Raw genomic sequence first — 17,950 nt, forward strand, 5'->3', positions numbered from 1 at the left:
CCCCGCGCCCCTAAAGGGCGCTCCTCCTCATCCTCTGTCAAAAAGGAACCCTGTCATGCGTAAGTCATCCATCCGTCGTGCCTCCGCGGCTCTTGCCGCGGCCACCTCGCTCGCTCTGGCTCTCACCGCCTGTGGTGGTACCACCAAGGAGGACGTGAAGGACGAGGGCGCCTCGGCCGCCGCCACCGGTAAGGCCGACCCGAACGCGGCCACCAAGAAGGGGCTGACCGTCGGCTTCCTGCCGAAGCAGGTCAACAACCCGTACTTCACCTCCGCCGACAAGGGCGGCGAGGCCGCGCTGAAGACGCTGGGCTCCAGCTACAAGGAGGTCGGGCCGTCCAGCGCCACCGACACCTCCGGGCAGGTGTCGTACGTCAACACCCTCACCCAGCAGCAGGTCGACGCGATGGCCGTGTCCGCGCAGGACCCGGGTGCCCTGTGCACCGCCCTCAAGCAGGCCATGAAGAACGACATCAAGGTCGTCACGTACGACTCCGACACCAAGGCCGACTGTCGCAATGCCTTCGTCTCGCAGGCCAGCGCCGAGGACCTGGGCCGTACCGAGGTGCAGCTGCTCGCCGAACAGATCGGCTACAAGGGCGAGATCGCGATCCTGTCCGCCGCGCAGACCGCGACGAACCAGAACGTCTGGATCGACTTCATGAAGAAGGAGCTGGCCGACCCGAAGTACAAGGACATCAAGCTGGTCAAGGTCGCGTACGGCAACGACGACGCCCAGCAGTCCTTCCAGCAGACCCAGGGCCTCCTCCAGGAGTACCCGAACCTGAAGGGGATCATCTCCCCGACCACCGTCGGCATCAAGGCCGCCGCCCAGTACCTGTCCGGCTCGAAGTACAAGGGCAAGGTCAAGCTGACCGGCCTCGGCACCCCCAACGACATGCGCAAGTACGTCAAGAACGGCACCGTCGAGGGCTTCGAGCTGTGGGACCCGGCGAAGCTCGGCGAGCTGGCCGCCTACACCGCTGTCGCGCTGGTGTCGGGGCAGATCACCGGCAAGGAGGGCGAGACCTTCAAGGCCGGCGACATGGGCGAGTACACCATCGGCGCGGACGGTGTGATCAGCCTCGGCAAGCCGACCGTGTTCACCAAGGACAACATCGACCAGTTCAACTTCTGATCCCCTGGGGGCTGTTGATGCAGCGCGTGTGCTTTCTGTTGAAGGTCCGGGCGGACCGCCTCGACGAGTACCGCGAGCGGCACGCCGCCGTGTGGCCCGAGATGCTCGACGCGCTCTCGGCCACCGGCTGGCACAACTACTCGCTCTTCCTGCGCGAAGACGGCCTGCTGGTCGGCTACTTGGAGACCGAGGACTTCGCCGCCGCCCAGGCCGGCATGGAAGCCGCAGAGGTCAACGCCCGTTGGCAGGCGGAGATGGCGCCGTTCTTCGAGTCGCTGGACGGCGCCCGCCCCGACGAGGCCATGAAGCCCCTCACCGAGGTGTTCCACCTCGCCTGAACACTCCCCGCTCCGCTCACCTCGCCAGACAATGGAGTCCCCTCGAGATGAACAGACGTACGTTGCTGGGCGCCGCCCTCGCCGGTGCCGTGGTGACCCCCGCCTTCGCCGTCGGCAGTGCCCGCGCCGCCGACCCCGGCCCCTCGGTCACCCAGACCGGCAACACCACCCTCGACTCCCAGGCGGTCTTCTTCGTCTCCTACGACGGCCTGGTCAACAACAACTCGTTCCAGAAGAACGCCCTGTTGACCTACAAGGGCTACCAGTACGCCGTCTGGTACACCGCCGACAAGAACGCCGTCGTCGCCCGCCGCGTCCTCGGCGCCAGCACCTGGTCGACGGTCCAGGTCGGGCACACCCTCAAGGCCAGCGACTCCCACAACGTCATCTCGATGGGCGTCTCCAAGACCGACGGCCGGCTCCACCTCAACATGGACTCGCACAGCGACGGCTTCACCTACGTCAAGTCGGTGGCCGGGCTCATGGACAACCCGTCCGGCCTCAGTTGGACCGCGGCCCGCTTCGGCTCACCCCAGTCGACGCTCGACGGACTCGCGCTCACCACCCAGTTCACGTACCCCCAGTTCGTCTCGACGCCCGAGGGTAAACTCCAGCTCAGCTACCGCGTCGGCATCTCCGGCAACGGCCGCAACGCCCTTGCCGAGTACGACGGTTCGACCTGGACGGCGCTCGGCGAGTGGACCAGCTCGACCGGCACGTACACCAGCGAGCACGGCTCGTCGACGGTCCGCAACATGTACCTGCACGGCATCGACTACGACAAGAACGGCCGGCTGCACTCGTTCTTCACCTGGCGCGAGCAGAACGGCGCCGTCATGTGCAACAGCGGCGGCATCACCAACCACGATACCGGTTACGTCTACTCCGACGACCGGGGCCGCACCTGGCGCAACAACGCGGGCACCGCCGTCGGCACGACCGGCGGCACCGACAAGGTCGCCGTGACGGACAGCGGACTCGTCGTCGACTCCCTCAACCCGGACCACTCCCTGATGAACCAGGAGAGCCAGTTCACCGACTCGGCCGGGCTGCCGCACGCGATCATCAGCTACGTACCCGGCCGTTTCGGCCAGTGCACGACGAACTACGTCACCAACCGCACCGCCAACGGCCGCGCCTTCCACGTCCGCAAGAACTCCGGCGGCACCTGGCAGAAGACCGAGATCCCGGTCCCGCTCAACTCCAGCCAGCGCACCAAGCTGGTCCTCGACAAGTACGACAACGCCTACGCGATCTTCCCCTTCGGCCGGATCGCCGGCGCCTCGAAGTCCTCCGGGTACACCGACTGGGCGATCCTCTACGACGGCAGCACGCTCAACGCCTTCGGTGAGGTCGTCATCGACGAGACACGGATCGCCCAGGACAACGTCCTGTCCGTCCTCTACCAGGAGAAGTCGAGCGGTACGACCCCCTCGGCGCTCCACGTCGTCGACTTCAGCCTTCCCGCGTGACCGGATTAGGCCGGATTAGCAAGGGCCGGGCAGGCCGCGGTTAGTGTAAGGGCCTGCCCGCCACCGTTCGTTTCCCTGGAGGTCCCCGCCCGATGGCCCAGCCGGTGGGTATCAAGGACGTCGCCCGTGCCGCCGGAGTCTCCGTCGGCACGGTCTCGAACGTCATCAACCGTCCGGACTCGGTCGCGACCGAGACCCGCGCGCGGGTGCTGTCCGCGATCGACCGCCTCGGCTATGTCCGCAGCGAGTCCGCGCGTCAGCTGCGCGCCGGACGCAGCCGCATCATGGGCCTGCTCGTCCTCGACATGGGCAACCCCTTCTTCGTGGACGTGGCACGCGGCGCCGAGCGGGCCGCGCGCGATGCCGGGCTCGGGGTGATGGTCTGCAACAGCGCGCAGAGCGCCGGCGAGGAGGCCGACTACCTGTCGCTCTTCGCCGAGCAGCGGGTGCGCGGAGTGCTGCTCACCCCGGCCGACGCGACCGGCCGCAACATCGCCTCCTTCCGTCGGCACGGCATCCCGTTCGTGCTGGTCGACCGGGTCGCCGAGGGCACCACCGAGTGCTCGGTCTCCGTGGACGACGTCGCCGGCGGCGCCCTGGCCGTCCGCCACCTCATCGACGCTGGCCATCGCTCCATCGCGTACGTGAGCGGCCCGCCCGGCTTCAACCAGGTCCGCGACCGCCGTACGGGCGCCCTGAACGCGCTCGCCGAGGCCGGCCTCAGCCCCTCGGCCCTGCGCGAGCTGCCCACCGAACGCCTCGACGTGGCCGCCGGGCGGGACGCGGGCGCCCGCCTCCTGGGCCTCGCCGAGCGCCCCACCGCGGTCTTCTGCGCCAACGACCTGCTCGCCCTCGGCGTCCTCCAGGCCATGTACGCGGCCGGCGTCGGCGTCCCCGACGACCTCGCGATCGTCGGCTATGACGACATCGAGTTCGCCGCCGCGGCAGCCGTTCCGCTGACCTCCGTACGCCAGCCCGCCGTCACCATGGGCGCCCTGGCCGCCGAACTCCTCCTGGAGGAGACCGAGGCGGAGACGGAGACCGGGCCGAGGCGGCACGAGCACCGCAGGGTCGTCCTCCAGCCGGAACTGGTGGTCCGCCGCTCCAGCCTGTCGGCCCGCTGATGTCCTGAACTGATCCCGCGTTCAGTACGTTGTCATGATCCAGGGGCTCGGCAGGGCCGCGAACATGTGCTGAACTGGGGCGGCCTGGAATCCAACCGTCTCGGGAGCACCGTTGACCGTCAGCTACCGCCAGCCCGGCGTCGTCCTCACCGACCGCCGCTTCACCGTGCCCCTGGATCACGACGACCCCGGGGGCGAGACCATCGAGCTGTACGCCCGTGAGGTCGTCGCGAGCGGTGAGGCGAACCGGGACGACCTGCCGTGGCTGCTCTACCTCCAGGGCGGTCCGGGCTTCGGGGCGAATCGTTTCGTCGGCCAGGCGGCCTGGCTCGGCCGGGCCCTGGAGGAGTTCCGTGTCCTCCTCCTCGACCAGCGCGGCACCGGCGCCTCGACACCCGCCAACCGCCAGACGCTCCCGCTGCGCGGCGGCCCCGCCGAACAGGCCGCCTACCTGACCCGCTTCCGCGCGGACTCGATCGTCCGGGACTGCGAGGCGATCCGCCCCGCGGTCACCGGCGGCGCCCCCTGGACCGTCCTCGGCCAGAGCTTCGGCGGCTTCTGCACGGTGCACTATCTGTCGACGGCCCCCGAGGGCCTGACCGCCGCCCTGATCACCGGCGGCCTCCCGTCCCTCGACGGACACGCGGACGACGTCTACCGGGCCGCCTACCCCCGTATCGAACGCAAGGTCGCCGCGCACTATGCGCGTTACCCCCAGGACCTGGAACGGGCGAGACGCATCGCCGAGTACGTGAGCGGCCACGAGCCGCTCCTCCCGAACGGCTACCGCCTGACCGTCGAGGCCTTCCAGTCCTTCGGCATCCTCCTCGGCGGTAGCGAGGGCAGTCACCGCCTGCACTACTTCCTGGAGGACGCCTTCGTCCGCACCCCCGACGGCACGGCCCTCTCCGACGCGTTCCTGGAAGAGGCCCAGGGCCTCCTGTCGTACGCCGGCCACCCGCTCTACGCCCTCGTCCACGAGGCCTGCTACGGCCAGGACTCCCGCCCCACCGACTGGTCCGCCGAGCGGGTGCGCGCCGAGTTCCCGCAGTTCGACGCGGGCAAGTCCCTCGCGGGCGACAGCCCGTTGCTGTTCACCGGCGAGTCTGTCCACCCCTGGATGTTCGACGTCGACCCGGCCCTGCGCCCCCTGCGCGAAACCGCCGAACTCCTCGCCGCTCACACGAACTGGCCGCCCCTGTACGACCGTTCGCGCCTCGCCGTCAACGAGGTCCCGGTCGCCGCGGCCGTCTACCACGACGACATGTACGTCGACACGGGCCACGCCCTGGAGACCGCGCGGGCGATCCGGGGGCTGCGGACCTGGGTGACCGACGAGTTCGAGCACGACGGGGTACGGGCAGGCGGGCCCAGGGTGCTCGACCGGTTGCTGGCCCTCACCCGCGACGAGGTGTGAGGACGGGCAACCGGTGAGTCAGGCGGCGACGGCCAGCGTGCCGACGCCGCGCAGCGGGCCCACCGCCCGGCCGTCCGGCAACAGCTCACCCGTGTCGTCGAAGACGATCGTGCCGTTGCAGAGCAGGTTCCAGCCCTGCTCCGGGTGGGCCACGACGATGAGTGCCGCGTCGTGGTCGGAGCTGTCGACGGCCGGGCACGGAGGCTGGTGGGTGCACATGGTCTCTCCCGCGTTCCAAGGGTCTGCCTCTGCAGTAGAGCGGAGGTTGTTTTCCTCTGTATGTGGAGACCCCTACACGCCGAGAAATTCATCTGTGAGATTCCTGCTCAGGCAGCCGCCAACTCCACGCCCGGGGACCGGCGTTCGAGGTGCAGCCGCAGTCCCTCAGGCATCACCGTCAGCCGTTCCGTCACCCGCAGCCGGTAGTCCGGGTCGGGCTTGAGGTCGTAGCGGCGCAGCAGTAGGCCGAGGACGAGTGTCGCCTCGTGCAGGGCGAACTGGCGGCCGATGCACGCCCGGGCCCCGGTGCCCCAGGGCTTGAACGCGTGGGCGGGGCGGGCGCGTACGGCCGCCGCGTCGAAGCGGTCCGGGTCGAACCGGTCGGCGTCGGCGCCCCAGACGGCCGGGTCGCGGTGCAGCAGCGGAGCGAGGACCAGCGTCCAGGCGCCCTTCCGCATCGGGTGTTCGCCGCCGAGCACCGTGTCGTGCCGGGCCTCGCGGGAGAAGCCGGGCGCCGTCGGCCACAGCCGCAGCGCCTCGTCCAGCACCCGGCGCACGTACCGCAGCTTGGCGACCTGGTCGTAGCCGGGGACGGCCGCCCCGTCCCAGACACGGTCCACCTCGGCGCGGGCGCGGGCGGCGATCTCCGGGTGCTGGGAGAGGTAGTGCAGGGCGAAGGAGAGCGCGCCGGACGTCGTCTCGTGGCCCGCGATGAGGAAGGTGAGCACCTGCCGGCGCACGTTCTCCGGCGCGAGGCGTTCCCCGGTCTCCGGATGGGCGGTGTCGAGCATACGGTCAAGCAGATCGCCGCTGCCGCTGTCCTTGCCGTCCGACGCTCGGCGGGCCCGTACCAGCTCGTCGACCGTGCGGTTCAGATACGCCATGGCCGCCTCGTTGCGGCGCGTGGCCCGGCGCAGCAGCAGCGGGGCGAGCGGCGCGGGGACGACGTTCAGATACTGGGCATGGTTGAGGGTGCCGACCATCGCCGTCACGAAGGGGTGCGGGCGGTCGCGCTCGAAGGAGCCGAAGTCGTGTCCGAAGCCGGTGCGCGCGATCGTCTCCAGGGTCAGCTTCGTCATGTCACCGGGCACGTCCACGGCATGGCCCGCCGTCAGCTCCCGGTCCCAGTGGTCGGTGAGCCGCTCGGCCACGGCCAGCATCATCGGGTGATAGCCGGACATCGCCTCACGGCTGAAACCGGGGGCGAGGACATCGTGCGCCAGCTGCCAGTTGGACTCGTGGTTGTACGCCGTGAACAGCCCGTCTCCGGCGATCGGGCGCAGGTTGGCCACCCCGAGGCCCACATGCTTGGCGAAGCGCGACTCGTCCGCGAGGTCGGCGGTGAGTTCCGCGCCCCACACGAACACGATCTCCTTGCCGAACGCCTTGCGCCGGAAGACCGGCCCCAGCCGCTGCCCGACGCGCATCGAGTCCTGGAGGGGCGTGCGGGGATTGACGCCTATCAGATCGCCAAGCAGCGGAATCCGGCGCGGCGGACGCGGAATGCGGTGCAGCTCCGGCCAGCCCAGCTCGGCGCTGCGGAATCCCCTGGGCGAAGCGGTCCGGGACGCTGTCTCGGTCATGACGCCATCTCCCTTGATCCTGTGGCGTGTTGAGCCTGTTGTACGTGGGTTCAATAACGGTTTCAGTCTGGTCCCGCTGTTGAATCGACGTCAAGTAGCGTCGAGTAAAGTGCGGACATGACCGCGAAAGAGGGGGAGCGCACGCGGCGTCGGCGGTTGAGCACCGGCGAGCGTCGGGAGCAGCTCCTGTCGGTCGGTGCGCGTCTGTTCTCGGAGAGCCCGTACGACGAGGTGTGGATCGAGCAGGTCGCCGAGATCGCCGGTGTCTCACGCGGGCTGCTCTACCACTACTTCCCGACCAAACGGGACTTCTTCGCGGCGGTCGTGGAGCGCGAGAGCGAACGCATGATGCGGATGACGGCCGCCGTCCCGGGCGTTCCCGCCCGCGAGCAACTGGACGCCAACCTCGACGCGTTCCTCGCGTACGTCGAGGAGCACGCGCACGGCTATCGCGCCTTCCATCGTGCCGACGCGTCCGGCGACCAGGCCGTACGGAAGGTCTATCAGCGGGCGCTGGCCACGCAGGAGCGGCAGATCCTCGAAGCGCTCGCGGCCGACCCGGAGTTCGGCCGGCTGGCCGAGGAACGGCCCGAACTGCGCCTCGCCGTCCGGGGCTGGCTGGCGTTCACCACTGCCGTCTGCCTGGAGTGGCTGCGCGGCTCGGAGCTGTCCCGGGAGCAGGTGCGGGAGCTGTGTGCACGGGCGCTGCTCGGCACCCTCGGGCTCTGAACACCCCCTGAACCCGGCCGATTCGGGGCCGGGTTGCGGCCGGGCCGCGTTACAGGAATCGCACAGGATCGCGGGAGGTGGTTGGCGTACACCCAGATCTTCGATAGGTTAGGCAAGGCTTACCTAAGGAGGTTTGGGATGGGTGACAGTCCGACCTGGACGGCCGCGCCCGCGGCGGCGGAACGCGCGCGCTCGGTGCTCGCCGCCGCGTGGTCCTGCGCGGTGACAGCGGACGGCGGGCGCGAGGAGTTCGTCGGCGCGCACACCGTCGGCGAGGACGGCCGGGTGATCCTGGACGTGCCGGCGGACAGCACGCTGCTCGCCATCGCCGTCTGCGCCCCGCGCGGCGAGCCCTCGGCCGTGCTGGAGTTCGCCGACGTCTCGCCCGTCCCCGTGCGCAACCGGATCCGCGCCCGGCTGTGGATGGCCGGCTGGTTCTCCGTCGAGGGCGAGCAGCTGGCGTTCCGTCCGACGCGGGTGGTGCTGCGCCAGACGTCCGGTGCCACCGTGATCGACCTCGACGACTTCGCCGCCGCCGAGCCCGACCCGCTGGCCACGGCCGAGGCCAGTCTGCTGACCCACCTCGCCGACTGCCACGGGGACGCCGTCGAGCGCCTCACCCGCCTGGTCGAGGCGGAGAGCCTGCACGGCGCCGTCAAGGTCCAGCCGCTCGCCGTCGACCGGCACGGACTCACCCTGCGCATCGAGCGGGCCCGCGCCCACGGCGACGTACGGCTGGCGTTCCACCGGCCCGCCGACACCGTGGCGCAGCTCGCCGAGCGCATGCATATCCTGCTCACCCAGGCCAGCGCCGCTTCGTGCCCCCGCGCGCTACAGCGGCAGCGCACAGACGACGACGGGTGACGCGAACGGCTCGCCCGCGAGCCGCAGTTCACCGCTCGCACGGTCGACGCGGAAGACGCTGACCGTGCCCGACCGCTGGTTCGCCGCGAACAGCAGGTTCCCGTTCGGCGAGAGGGCGATCTGGCGCGGGAAGTCTCCGGCGACCGGCACCGTGTCGAGGAGCCGGAGCCGGGCACCGTCCGCCTCCACGGCGTACCGCGTCAGACTGTTGTGGCCGCGATTCGCCAGATACGCGAACCGCCCGTCCGCGGTCACCACGAACTGGGCCGGGTAACTCGTGCCCGAACCCGTCCCCGTGGACTGCGCCTCCCCGATGGTCAGGCGCCCGTCGGCGGGGGAGTAGGCACAGACCGCGACCGTGTTGTCGACCTCGTTGGCGAGATACGCGTACCGGCCGCCGGGGTGGAACGTGAGAGCGCGCGGACCCGCACCCGGGCGGGTCTGTGCCCGCGAGACCCCGGTGAGCGTGCCGCGCGCGAGGTCCAGACGGTATGTGTAGACGGTGTCCGTGCCCAGATCGACCGCCAGGACATGGCCGCCGTCGGGACTGGTGACGAACTGGTGCGCGTGCGGGCCCTGTTGGCCGGGCCCCGGCGCCGGGCTGGAGTGCGTGACCAGGTCGGTGCGCTCGCCCAGCGCGCCCGAGGCGTCGATGGGGTGCACCGCCACGCTGCCGGAGCCGTAGTTGGCGCTGAGCAGCCACCGTCCGCTCGGATGCACGGACAGATGGCACGGCGCCGCCCCGCCGGTGCTCCGCGTGCCCAGCACCTGATGCGGCTTGCCCTCGCCGCCGAGCCGGATCGCGGTCACGCCGCCGTCCTCGCGCTCGTTCACCGCGTACAGGGTGCGGCCGTCGGGGTGTACGGCGAGGTACGACGGGTCGCCCACGCCCGTGAGGGTTCCGGTGCCGGTGATCCGCCCCGATTCCGGGTCGTAGGTGGCCAGGCCGATGCCGGTGCCGCCGTCCTCGGCGGAGGTGTAGGTGCCGAGGAAGAGGGGGCGGGGGGTGGCTGGCCGAGGGGTGGCCGGTGCGGATGGCTCCGGCGCGGGTGATTCCTGCGTGGTGGCGGGTTCCACCGGGACGGCGGCCATCGCTCTCGCCGGGACGGACGCGGCAGCGGCGGTACCCGCCGCCGCACCCACGAACCGGCGCCTGCTCCAGCCGCCTCGCGTACCTTGCGCCGGTTCCGTACCACCGCTCATTGCCTGCACCCCGGGTCTCGGTCGCCTCAGCCGTCATCCATCGGTCGTGACAGCAACTCTGACGTGGATCACCTGGTGAGGGCAAGAGGAGCAACGTGCGTTGCAAGGGCTGCAATGGGTGACGCGGTCTTTCTTTCGCCCCCGCCGCCCCTACCCGTCCCATCCCTGAGGGGCTGCCGCCCCCAGACCCCCGCTACGGCCCTGAACGGGCCTTGTCCTCAAACGCCGGACAGGCTGAGTTGGGGTGCGGGCCGGTGGTGAGGTGCGGCGGGGTGGGTGGGGAAAAGCTCGCGCTGAACGCGCTTGTCCTCAAACGCCGGACGGGCTGGGGGTGCCGGCCGGTGCTGAAAAATCAAGCCCCGGTCGGCGTTCGAGAACAACCGGGCTCAGCCCACCCCCTTTCCCGCCCACCCGCCCCCGCCGCTTCCGCAGTACAGGCGGTGCCTCTTCAGCTCCGGCCGGGGCTGGTCTTTCAGCCCGTCCGGCGATTGGGGACGAGCGCGTTCAGCGCGACAAAGGGGGGTCTGGGGCGCAGCCCCCAGGGATGGGACGGGTAGGGGCGGCGGGGGCGAAACCAACTACCAGTCCCCGTCCTCCACCGGCTTCCCCGTCAGCGGCTTCACCTGCCCAGGCGACGGCTCCTGCCAGGGCTCGTGGTCGTCGCCGAGCCAGTCGCCGACCGGCTGTACGGCCGTCAGGGGGGCTGTGGCGGTTAGGTCCTCCGCGTCCTCGTCGTAGTAGTCGAACCAGGGCAGACCGGCCCGGGTGTAGGCCGCGCGGTCCACGGGTGACGGGGGCGGGGCCTCGCCCGTGATGCGGCGCCACTCGGGCGGCGTCACGAGGTGCACGAACACGCGTCCGGCGGGGCGCTCGGCCCATGCCGTGAGCGGCCGGTCGTCCCGGTAGACCTCCTGGCGCATCGAGCCGCCGACGCCCAGCCCCATCGCCGCCCCCGACCGCTGCGGGCCCGCCGCACCGCTCGGCGCCGGCGGGGCCGCCATCGCCATGGGTGCCATGGGTACGGTCCCGCCGTAACCCCGGTTCCGGGCGGTCGCCGCCCGTTCCGCCCGGCGGCGCTCCTCCTCGCGCCACTTCACCAGTTCCTCCTCGGACAGCGGGAACGACTGGAGCTGTACGCCGCCCCACACCTCCTCGCCCGTGACCTGGCCCTCGACGGTCGCGCCCAGCCCGAGCGGCACCGCCACGAACTGGCGGACCGTGCCCTTGCCGGAGTTGATGCCGTCCAGCCAGGGCTGACGCGGCAGCACCACGTAGTTCTGCGGCTTCCGGGACAGCCGGTCCCTCCACGGCTCGCCCGACACCGCGCACACCTTGCCCACGCCCACCTGCAACGCGGCGGGCTCCGCGGTGCCCGCGAAACTCAGCCACATCGCCTCGCGCAGATACACCGGCAGCAGCACACCGCCGCGCGCCCGCCAGGCCTCCGGCACGGTGTCGGGGTAGTCGGCGACCCGGCGGACCGGGAACTCGCCGAGCCCCGGCGGCAGCGGATGCGTGCCCGTCTCCGGCAGCCGGAGGGTGCGGACGAAACGTACGGCCACACCGCCCGGCAGCCGCAGTGTGTTCCCGTCGATCCGCACGCCGGAGTCACCCATGCGCCGCCCCCTTGGTCGTCAGCTGTTCTGTGTTCTATGTGACTTCGTCACATAGAACGACGTGACACGCCCTCGCGGTTCCTGCCCGGCACGCGCACCCGCTTCACGAACTTCCGCAGCCGGGCCAGCCGGGGCATCCGCTCCCACTCCTCCCGGGTGCAGCGGTCCAGTTCCTCGAGGAGCCGCCGGGAGCGGTGCTCGGTGTCCAGCTCGTCGAGGATGCGGTTGACCTCGGTCAGGACGGCACCGTGCAGCTGCCACTGGGACGCGTCCTGCTGGATCTCCGCCAGGAGCAGCTGGGCCAGCTTGTCGCGGGTGGCGGTCGCGGCCCGGAGTTCGGTGGCGAGCCGGGTCTCCGCCGACTCGGCGCTGACGGTGACGTCGGTGGTGACGAGGACCGCGAAACTGACCAGGGCGTCGGCGATCTCGGACAGCAGCCGCTCCAGCGCGGCGCCCGTCTCCGGGGCGAACAGCGGCTCGGGGTCCCGTTCCTTGGCCAGGTCGGTCAGGGTCCGGGCGAGGACGCGCAGGACGACCGTGCAGATCTCCAGCGTGTCCAGGCCGGTGCGCAGCACGACCCGGTGCAACAGGCCTTCCCGGACCCGCGGGTTGAGCCGCAGGCTGTCCTCGGCCTGTTGCAGGGCCGCGTCCACCTCGACGATGTCGTGGTCGAGCCGACGGGCCTCGTGCAGCCGGGCCGTCGCGTGGTCCACGGGAGTGCGGCCCGCGGCCTCCTCACCCATCCGCAGCATCAACTGCCGTACCCGGCGCGCCAGATCCCCGATGGACTCGCCGGCCTTGTCCACCCACACCGGGGGAGCCAGCAGCAGGTTGAAGGCGAGCCCGACGACCGCGCCGATCACGGTCTCCAGGACCCGCGCCCAGGCCGTGTCCCCGACCCGGGTGACCCCCAGCACCAGCATCGCGCTGATCGCCACCTCGGGCACGAACTCGCTGACCCGCACCAGATGCCCGACCGCCAGCGAGGCCAGGATGATCAGTCCCAGGCTCCACCAGGTCAGGCCCACCAGCACGCTGAAGCCGATCGCGATGACGACTCCGGCGACCACGGAGTTCACCCGGCGGATGCCGGTGGTGATCGTGGCGTAGAGGGTGACCTGGACGACCAGCAGCGCGGTCAGCGGAGCGGTGAGCGGCGCGGACTCGGGACTGACGCGGAGGGCGACGACGTACGCGATCGTCGCGGCTGCCGCCGACCGCAGGGTCTGGACGACCACGGGTTCGCGGTGCTTGCCCACGAACCGGACGGCGGACTCCGTCCATTCACCAGGTACCACTCGCATGCGCGCGCACGCCTCCTTCCGGTTCTTCCCGCCTTCCCGCAAACGGACCGAGCGTACTCACGGAAGGCCGCGGGCGTGTGCGGTACGGACGGAGGTATTCCTCACGTGATCAGGGATGTTTCCCCTTGTTGACCATAGGTTTTGTTGACCAATAAGTTGTGGATCTTCGGTGCCGCCGGGTGGTGTTCTGGTCCGTATGGCCAACGACCCCGATTTCCCGCACACGAGGGCTCTCCGCCATGTCGCGGCCCTCTCCGCCGGCCCGGCCGTGCCCCCGGACCTCCGGGTGACCCTGAACTTCCACCCCGACCGGGCGGCCCGCGAACTGCCCCTGCTGCGGGCGCTGGCCCAGGACGGTGTCTACCGCTCGCAGTTCGTCACCGGCACCAGCAACGGCGGGCTCACCGCTCATCCCGGCGGCGACCGCTGGCGGTGGGAGAGCCGGATGTTCGCGGGGACGTACGACAGCGCGCCCGCCCACCAGCGCCCGGTGTACGGCGCGTTGAACTTCCGCCGCCAGGTCGTCGGCGCCGCCCCGAGGTTCGGCTCCTCGTACTTCCGGCTGACCGGCGCCGCTCTCGCGCGGGCCACCTTCTGCTACCCGGACAGCGCGGCGGAACCCGCCCACTTCGGGGTCGCCGCCGGTATGTCCCTCCTCGCGCTCGCCGAGGCCGACGAGCGGGACGCGCTCGACGACTACATCGAGGCCCAGATACACGGCCCCGTCGTGCTCGCCCGGGACGTCGAGGCGCTGGTCCTCGACGCGAGCTATCGCGGCACCCCGGTGGAGAAGGCTGCCCGCACCCTGCCCGTACCGCTCGAATGGCACCCCGGATACCGGCTCTCCGTAGGGGAGTTGCGCCGTCACGTCGACTTCCGGGGGCCCGAGTACGTCGAACTCGGCGCCCGGATCGCCGAGGACGGCCGGCTCGACCCGCGGATCATCGGCGACGCGGCCCGCACCGGCCGCCATGAACTCCAGCACCTGAAGATGGTGTGGCACTGCCTTGCCCGCTTCGGCGCCCCCGAGGGTGCGGGGACCGCCCGTTCCACCTAGTTTCCCTTGCCCGGCAGCGTCAGGTCGGTGGACCACGTCTCGCCGAACTCGTACTTGGGCGTGGCGGCGTTGTAGGTGTAGATGCCCGCGAGCGGCAGTTTCTCGCCCGGAGCGGCGGACTGCAGGACGTCGCACAGATCGCCGACGGTACGCAGCGGCACGTCCTTGACGCTCGTGATCACGTCACCCTCCTCCAACTGTGCCTTGTGCGCGGCGGAGTTGGTCGCCGTGCTCATCACGAACAGACCGGTGACGCCCTCGTCGAGGAGTTGGTTCTGCATGTCGAGGACGTACCGCTGGTCCTGGAGGTCCGGGAAGTAGTACGCGGAACTCAGGCCGGGGTCCTCCAGGGAGACGAGTTCCCACCCGGGGTCGTTCTTCCTGTCGCCCGCCACCAGCCCGTCGAGCAGAGGCTTCGCGTGGTCGCCGGCGATCGAGTAGTACTGCCCCTGCGCCTCCGAGTTGCCCAGGGTGTTGATCCCGACCACCTTGCCGTCGGCGTTGAGCAGGGGCCCGCCGGAGTTGCCGTGGTTCAGCGTCGCGGAGTGCTGGATCGTGGCCGGGAGATGGGGATAGGACACGCTCAGATCGGCGGGCACGTCCGGCGACTGCACGCTGCCGGACGTGTACACGGGCTTTTGCGTGGCGTAGTCGGTGAGGGACGTCGGATAGCCGAGGGCGGTGACGGTGTCGGCGGCCTTGACGTCACCGCTGTCGCCGAACTCCAGTTCCTTGAGGTCTTCCTGAGGGGTAGTCAGCTTGACGACGGCCAGATCCTCGCAGGGGTCGCTGCCGAGCACCCGGACGGGCACCGGCTCCTTGCCGTCGATGACCACCTTCAACGCGCCCTGCCCTTCGACCACATGAGCGTTCGTCAGGATGAGCCCGTCATCGGCGTCGTAGACAAAACCGCTGCCGAGCGCCGAGTTGCCGATCACATGCACCGTCGCCGGCGCGGCTTCTTCGAAGACCTCCTGCGGCGACGGATCGTCCGCCGGGACGGCCACCGCGGCCGTCCCGCCCAGGGCGACCAGAATGGCCGAGGCGCCCGCCACCGCGGACTTCGCTTTCACGCCCATAAGACGCCGCCCTCCGACACCGGGCGGCCCGCCCCACCCCAGGACCCGGCCCGGAAATGATCGTTACCAGGTCCAGAATATCCCCGCATGTCGCGTCTGTCCTGCGGCGGACCGGTCCGGTTCCCGACCCGATCCGCACTCCGTTCCGTACGCTGTTCCGGGGCCGTACGCAGGGCGCGGACGCGGCTCGTCGAGGCGGGGGAGGCGCGGAGACGGTGACCGATTCGTGGGAGCGGGCCGGACAGATCCTGACATCGGCGGGGCTGCCACCCGACAGCCTCGCGGACTGCCGTCTGCTCACCGGTGGGACGTACAACGCCGTCGAGGAGCTTCGACTGGCCGACGGCAGCCGGTACGTCCTGAAGATCCCGCCGCCGGAGACGGTACCGGGGCTCAGTCACGAGGTCCGACTGCTCGTCTCCGAAGCGGAGTTCTACCGGGCCGCCGGCACGGTCGGCGTACAGGCGCCGAGTGTCGTGGCTTTCGGTGACAGCCACCTGCTGATGACCGCCTGCCCGGGCGACCCGTGGGACGACCCCCTGACCTCTGCCGAGCAGACGCTCCTGAGAGGCGAACTGGGCGGGCTGGTGGCCCGTCTGCACGCGGTCACCGGACCGGCCTTCGGCTACCCCTCCGGTGCCCTGGGCCCCCTCGCCCCCGACTGGCGTACGGCATTCGCGGAAATGTTCGACGCGGTGCTCGACGACGCCGTCCGCTATGACGCGTGGCTGCCGATTCCAGTGGACGAGGTGGCCCGTACCGCCCGGGCCGCGTACGAGGCCCTCGACGAGGTCACCGTTCCTCGCCTGGTCCACTTCGACCTCTGGCAGGGGAACATCCTGGTCGACCGCTCGGCCGGGGCGCCGCGTATTGGTGGCCTCATCGACGGTGAGCGCATGTTCTGGGGCGATCCGGTGGCCGACTTCGTGTCGCTGGCGCTGCTGGGGGACATCCGGGGCGACGAGGCGTTTCTGCGGGGGTACCGGGATGCGGGCGGGTCGGTCGAGTTCGAGGAGGGGGTCTGGCGGCGGCTTGCTCTCTACCGCGCCTACCTGGACCTGATCATGCTGACCGAGGTGGTGCCCCGGGAGATGGGGGAGGAGCGGAAGAAGTGGGCGCGGGAGGTGGTCGGGCCTGCGCTGATGAGTGCCTTGGGAGATCTCCCGCCCGCGCGCCGCCGACGCTAGTCCAGTGTGTCCCAGTGCGTAGTCTGGTGCGGTGCAACTGTCTTTGGGAGAACGTGTGCGGTGGTCGGTGGCCCGATGACGGACTTCGGCGCGATCGACGCCCTGCTGGCCGGCGCCCGCCAGGAGGTGCCGCTGCCCTCGGTCGAGGTGCGGCGCGGGCTGCGGGAAGGGCTGAACCTCTCGCGCGCCCAGGTGGCCCAGGCCCTCGGGGTGAGTCCCTCCACGGTCGGGGGGTGGGAGTCGGGGCGGGACCCCAGCGGCGAAGTGCGCGAGAAGTACGCCTACTTCCTCGACGGGGCGCGGACGCGGCTGGAGGCGCAGGCCGAGCAGGACGCTGAAGAGGAAGAGGAGGCATCCGCGGCCTCCGAGGAGGTAACTGAGGTAGCGGAGGCAGGGGAAACAGGGGAAGCAGAGGCCGAGAGCGAGTCGGAGATCCTCTCCGTCGCCCAGCCCTGCGTGCTGTGCGGACACCCCGCCCGTCACCAGGTCGCCGGATTCCCGCAGCACCTCGATCCCGGTGAGTGCGGCGGAGGGACGGCCACCGTCAGTGAGCCCCCTGCGAAACCCGCTGCCGCCACAGTCGCCGCGACGCCCGTCAAAGTCGTCCCCGTCGGTCGTCGCGTCCAGACCGTCTCCGACGAGCCCGATCCGATCGCCGCCGCTGTCGCCGGTGCGCTCGCCGAGCACGCGGGGGACGTCGACGCGGCGACCGCCGCGCTCGTCAAGCGGGCCATCCCGGATGCGATGGCGCTGCTCGACTCGACCCGCAAGGGCGGGCGGTACGACGTCGTGGCGCATCCCTGGATCCCGGACATCCTGCGCAAGCAGACCGCACGCGGTGCCGACCAGATCTGGGAGGCCCGCCCCAAGTGGGCCCGCCGTGAACTCCCGCCCGGCGCCCACGAGGTGACCGCGCTCGACATCAACGGCGCCTACCTCTCCGCGCTCAAGACCCATCTGCCCATCGGCCAGTTGGAGCACTCCACCGGGTTCGGCCACGACCGCCGCCGGGCCGGCGTCCACCTGATCACGCCATCGGTCTGGGACCACGAGGCCGAGCTGCCCAACCCGATCGGCAACCGCGACGAACCGGGCCCGCTGTGGGTCACCGAGCCCACGCTGAGGCTCCTCCTACGGCTGTCCGGGCCGAAGTACGGGCTGTGCGAACCGCCGGAGATCCACGAGTCGTTCACGTCCGGCGCCACCGAGAACCTGCTGGAGAAGTTCCGGATCGCCCTGAAGGACGCGCGCGACCGGGCCATCGAGCAGGACGACGAGGTCACCCTCGAATACGTGAAGGCGATGTACTCCAAGTTCGTCTCCACGATGGGGGAGTCGAACTACAACCGGGAGCTGTACCGCCCCGACTGGATGCATCTGATCCGCTCGCAGGCCTTCGCCAACCTCTGGACCAAGGCCTACAAGGCGTACGGCGAGGGGCTGACCGTCGTGCGCGCGATGGGTACCGACGAGCTGCATGTGATCGGCGACTGGAGGAGTGTCTTCCCGGAAGGGCGTGGCGTTTCCGAGGTCAAGATCAAGGACACCTACACCGTCGGCGAGGATACTGATCCCGCCGCCGCGGGCGAGCACGAGAGCTGAGTGACAGTGAGGGAGGCG

At 70.5% G+C, this 17,950-nt stretch carries 16 protein-coding genes; 10 read left to right on the forward strand and 6 right to left on the reverse strand.

Annotated elements, in window-relative coordinates:
• The first annotated feature begins 55 nt into the window (after positions 1-55).
• The 5 genes from rhaS (at position 56) to ACWDR4_RS35615 (ending at position 5,489) form a co-directional block, all read left to right on the forward strand.
• Positions 56-1,138 carry a rhamnose ABC transporter substrate-binding protein gene (gene rhaS, locus ACWDR4_RS35595; RefSeq protein WP_450414586.1) on the forward strand — a complete coding sequence of 361 codons (1,083 nt, stop codon included), beginning with the start codon at positions 56-58 and terminating at the stop codon, positions 1,136-1,138.
• A 17-nt stretch (positions 1,139-1,155) separates the two neighbouring features.
• Positions 1,156-1,476, forward strand: coding sequence for an L-rhamnose mutarotase (locus tag ACWDR4_RS35600; RefSeq protein ID WP_235472834.1), 321 nt, complete (start codon positions 1,156-1,158; stop codon positions 1,474-1,476).
• 47 nt (positions 1,477-1,523) lie between these two features.
• Entirely contained in the window at positions 1,524-2,948 is a 1,425-nt protein-coding gene (locus ACWDR4_RS35605; RefSeq protein WP_450414588.1) for a BNR repeat-containing protein, read from the forward strand.
• Positions 2,949-3,040: 92 nt separating this feature from the next.
• Complete coding sequence (locus tag ACWDR4_RS35610) at positions 3,041-4,072, forward strand: LacI family DNA-binding transcriptional regulator (protein WP_235472832.1); 1,032 nt, start codon at positions 3,041-3,043, stop codon at positions 4,070-4,072.
• 112 nt (positions 4,073-4,184) lie between these two features.
• Positions 4,185-5,489: an alpha/beta fold hydrolase gene (locus ACWDR4_RS35615; RefSeq protein ID WP_450414590.1), complete on the forward strand. Its 1,305-nt coding sequence runs from the start codon at positions 4,185-4,187 to the stop codon at positions 5,487-5,489.
• Between the two features lie 18 nt (positions 5,490-5,507).
• On the opposite strand, the gene ACWDR4_RS35620 is transcribed toward ACWDR4_RS35615, so the two are convergent.
• Positions 5,508-5,708 (reverse strand): DUF5999 family protein, encoded by a 201-nt coding sequence (locus tag ACWDR4_RS35620; RefSeq protein ID WP_450414591.1) that lies wholly within the window; start codon positions 5,706-5,708, stop codon positions 5,508-5,510.
• 107 nt (positions 5,709-5,815) lie between these two features.
• Positions 5,816-7,291: a cytochrome P450 gene (locus ACWDR4_RS35625; RefSeq protein ID WP_450414592.1), complete on the reverse strand. Its 1,476-nt coding sequence runs from the start codon at positions 7,289-7,291 to the stop codon at positions 5,816-5,818.
• 117 nt (positions 7,292-7,408) lie between these two features.
• On the opposite strand from ACWDR4_RS35625, the gene ACWDR4_RS35630 reads away from it, so the two are divergent.
• Together ACWDR4_RS35630 and ACWDR4_RS35635 are read left to right on the forward strand one after the other, a co-directional pair.
• On the forward strand, positions 7,409-8,020 hold the full coding sequence (locus tag ACWDR4_RS35630; RefSeq protein ID WP_450414593.1) for a TetR/AcrR family transcriptional regulator: 612 nt from the start codon (positions 7,409-7,411) through the stop codon (positions 8,018-8,020).
• A gap of 138 nt (positions 8,021-8,158) precedes the next feature.
• Entirely contained in the window at positions 8,159-8,884 is a 726-nt protein-coding gene (locus tag ACWDR4_RS35635; protein ID WP_450414595.1) for a DUF2470 domain-containing protein, read from the forward strand.
• On the opposite strand, the gene ACWDR4_RS35640 is transcribed toward ACWDR4_RS35635, so the two are convergent.
• The 3 genes from ACWDR4_RS35640 to ACWDR4_RS35650 all read right to left on the reverse strand — a co-directional run bounded on the left by ACWDR4_RS35640 (position 8,852) and on the right by ACWDR4_RS35650 (position 13,007).
• Positions 8,852-10,087 carry a lactonase family protein gene (locus tag ACWDR4_RS35640; RefSeq protein ID WP_450414596.1) on the reverse strand — a complete coding sequence of 412 codons (1,236 nt, stop codon included), beginning with the start codon at positions 10,085-10,087 and terminating at the stop codon, positions 8,852-8,854. The genes ACWDR4_RS35635 and ACWDR4_RS35640 overlap by 33 nt on opposite strands.
• Positions 10,088-10,665: 578 nt before the next feature.
• A complete protein-coding gene (locus ACWDR4_RS35645; RefSeq protein ID WP_450414597.1) occupies positions 10,666-11,703 on the reverse strand; it encodes a hypothetical protein in 1,038 nt (345 codons plus the stop codon).
• A 47-nt stretch (positions 11,704-11,750) separates the two neighbouring features.
• Positions 11,751-13,007, reverse strand: a complete 1,257-nt coding sequence (locus tag ACWDR4_RS35650) for an FUSC family protein (protein WP_450414598.1) — start codon at positions 13,005-13,007, stop codon at positions 11,751-11,753.
• A gap of 196 nt (positions 13,008-13,203) precedes the next feature.
• Between ACWDR4_RS35650 and ACWDR4_RS35655 the strand changes: the two genes are divergently transcribed.
• Complete coding sequence (locus tag ACWDR4_RS35655; protein WP_450414600.1) at positions 13,204-14,064, forward strand: DUF3626 domain-containing protein; 861 nt, start codon at positions 13,204-13,206, stop codon at positions 14,062-14,064.
• Here the strand turns inward: ACWDR4_RS35655 and ACWDR4_RS35660 are convergent.
• Complete coding sequence (locus tag ACWDR4_RS35660) at positions 14,061-15,143, reverse strand: S1C family serine protease (protein WP_450414602.1); 1,083 nt, start codon at positions 15,141-15,143, stop codon at positions 14,061-14,063. The two genes, ACWDR4_RS35655 and ACWDR4_RS35660, sit on opposite strands and share 4 nt — an antisense overlap.
• A gap of 215 nt (positions 15,144-15,358) precedes the next feature.
• On the opposite strand from ACWDR4_RS35660, the gene ACWDR4_RS35665 reads away from it, so the two are divergent.
• A complete protein-coding gene (locus tag ACWDR4_RS35665) occupies positions 15,359-16,330 on the forward strand; it encodes a phosphotransferase family protein (protein WP_450414604.1) in 972 nt (323 codons plus the stop codon).
• A 75-nt stretch (positions 16,331-16,405) separates the two neighbouring features.
• On the forward strand, positions 16,406-17,932 hold the full coding sequence (locus ACWDR4_RS35670) for a helix-turn-helix domain-containing protein (protein WP_450414606.1): 1,527 nt from the start codon (positions 16,406-16,408) through the stop codon (positions 17,930-17,932).
• Positions 17,933-17,950 lie beyond the last annotated feature (18 nt).

This window comes from Streptomyces sp. NPDC000878 (assembly GCF_053599695.1).

Bases quoted from the DNA above. Each gene is read 5' to 3' on its own strand.
- rhaS (WP_450414586.1), top strand. From the start codon at position 56: ATGCGTAAGTCATCCATCCGTCGTGCCTCCGCGGCTCTTGCCGCGGCC.
- ACWDR4_RS35600 (WP_235472834.1), top strand. From the start codon at position 1,156: ATGCAGCGCGTGTGCTTTCTGTTGAAGGTCCGGGCGGACCGCCTCGAC.
- ACWDR4_RS35605 (WP_450414588.1), top strand. From the start codon at position 1,524: ATGAACAGACGTACGTTGCTGGGCGCCGCCCTCGCCGGTGCCGTGGTG.
- ACWDR4_RS35610 (WP_235472832.1), top strand. From the start codon at position 3,041: ATGGCCCAGCCGGTGGGTATCAAGGACGTCGCCCGTGCCGCCGGAGTC.
- ACWDR4_RS35620 (WP_450414591.1), bottom strand. From the start codon at position 5,708: ATGTGCACCCACCAGCCTCCGTGCCCGGCCGTCGACAGCTCCGACCAC.
- ACWDR4_RS35625 (WP_450414592.1), bottom strand. From the start codon at position 7,291: ATGACCGAGACAGCGTCCCGGACCGCTTCGCCCAGGGGATTCCGCAGC.
- ACWDR4_RS35630 (WP_450414593.1), top strand. From the start codon at position 7,409: ATGACCGCGAAAGAGGGGGAGCGCACGCGGCGTCGGCGGTTGAGCACC.
- ACWDR4_RS35635 (WP_450414595.1), top strand. From the start codon at position 8,159: ATGGGTGACAGTCCGACCTGGACGGCCGCGCCCGCGGCGGCGGAACGC.
- ACWDR4_RS35640 (WP_450414596.1), bottom strand. From the start codon at position 10,087: ATGAGCGGTGGTACGGAACCGGCGCAAGGTACGCGAGGCGGCTGGAGC.
- ACWDR4_RS35645 (WP_450414597.1), bottom strand. From the start codon at position 11,703: ATGGGTGACTCCGGCGTGCGGATCGACGGGAACACACTGCGGCTGCCG.
- ACWDR4_RS35650 (WP_450414598.1), bottom strand. From the start codon at position 13,007: ATGCGAGTGGTACCTGGTGAATGGACGGAGTCCGCCGTCCGGTTCGTG.
- ACWDR4_RS35655 (WP_450414600.1), top strand. From the start codon at position 13,204: ATGGCCAACGACCCCGATTTCCCGCACACGAGGGCTCTCCGCCATGTC.
- ACWDR4_RS35660 (WP_450414602.1), bottom strand. From the start codon at position 15,143: ATGGGCGTGAAAGCGAAGTCCGCGGTGGCGGGCGCCTCGGCCATTCTG.
- ACWDR4_RS35670 (WP_450414606.1), top strand. From the start codon at position 16,406: ATGACGGACTTCGGCGCGATCGACGCCCTGCTGGCCGGCGCCCGCCAG.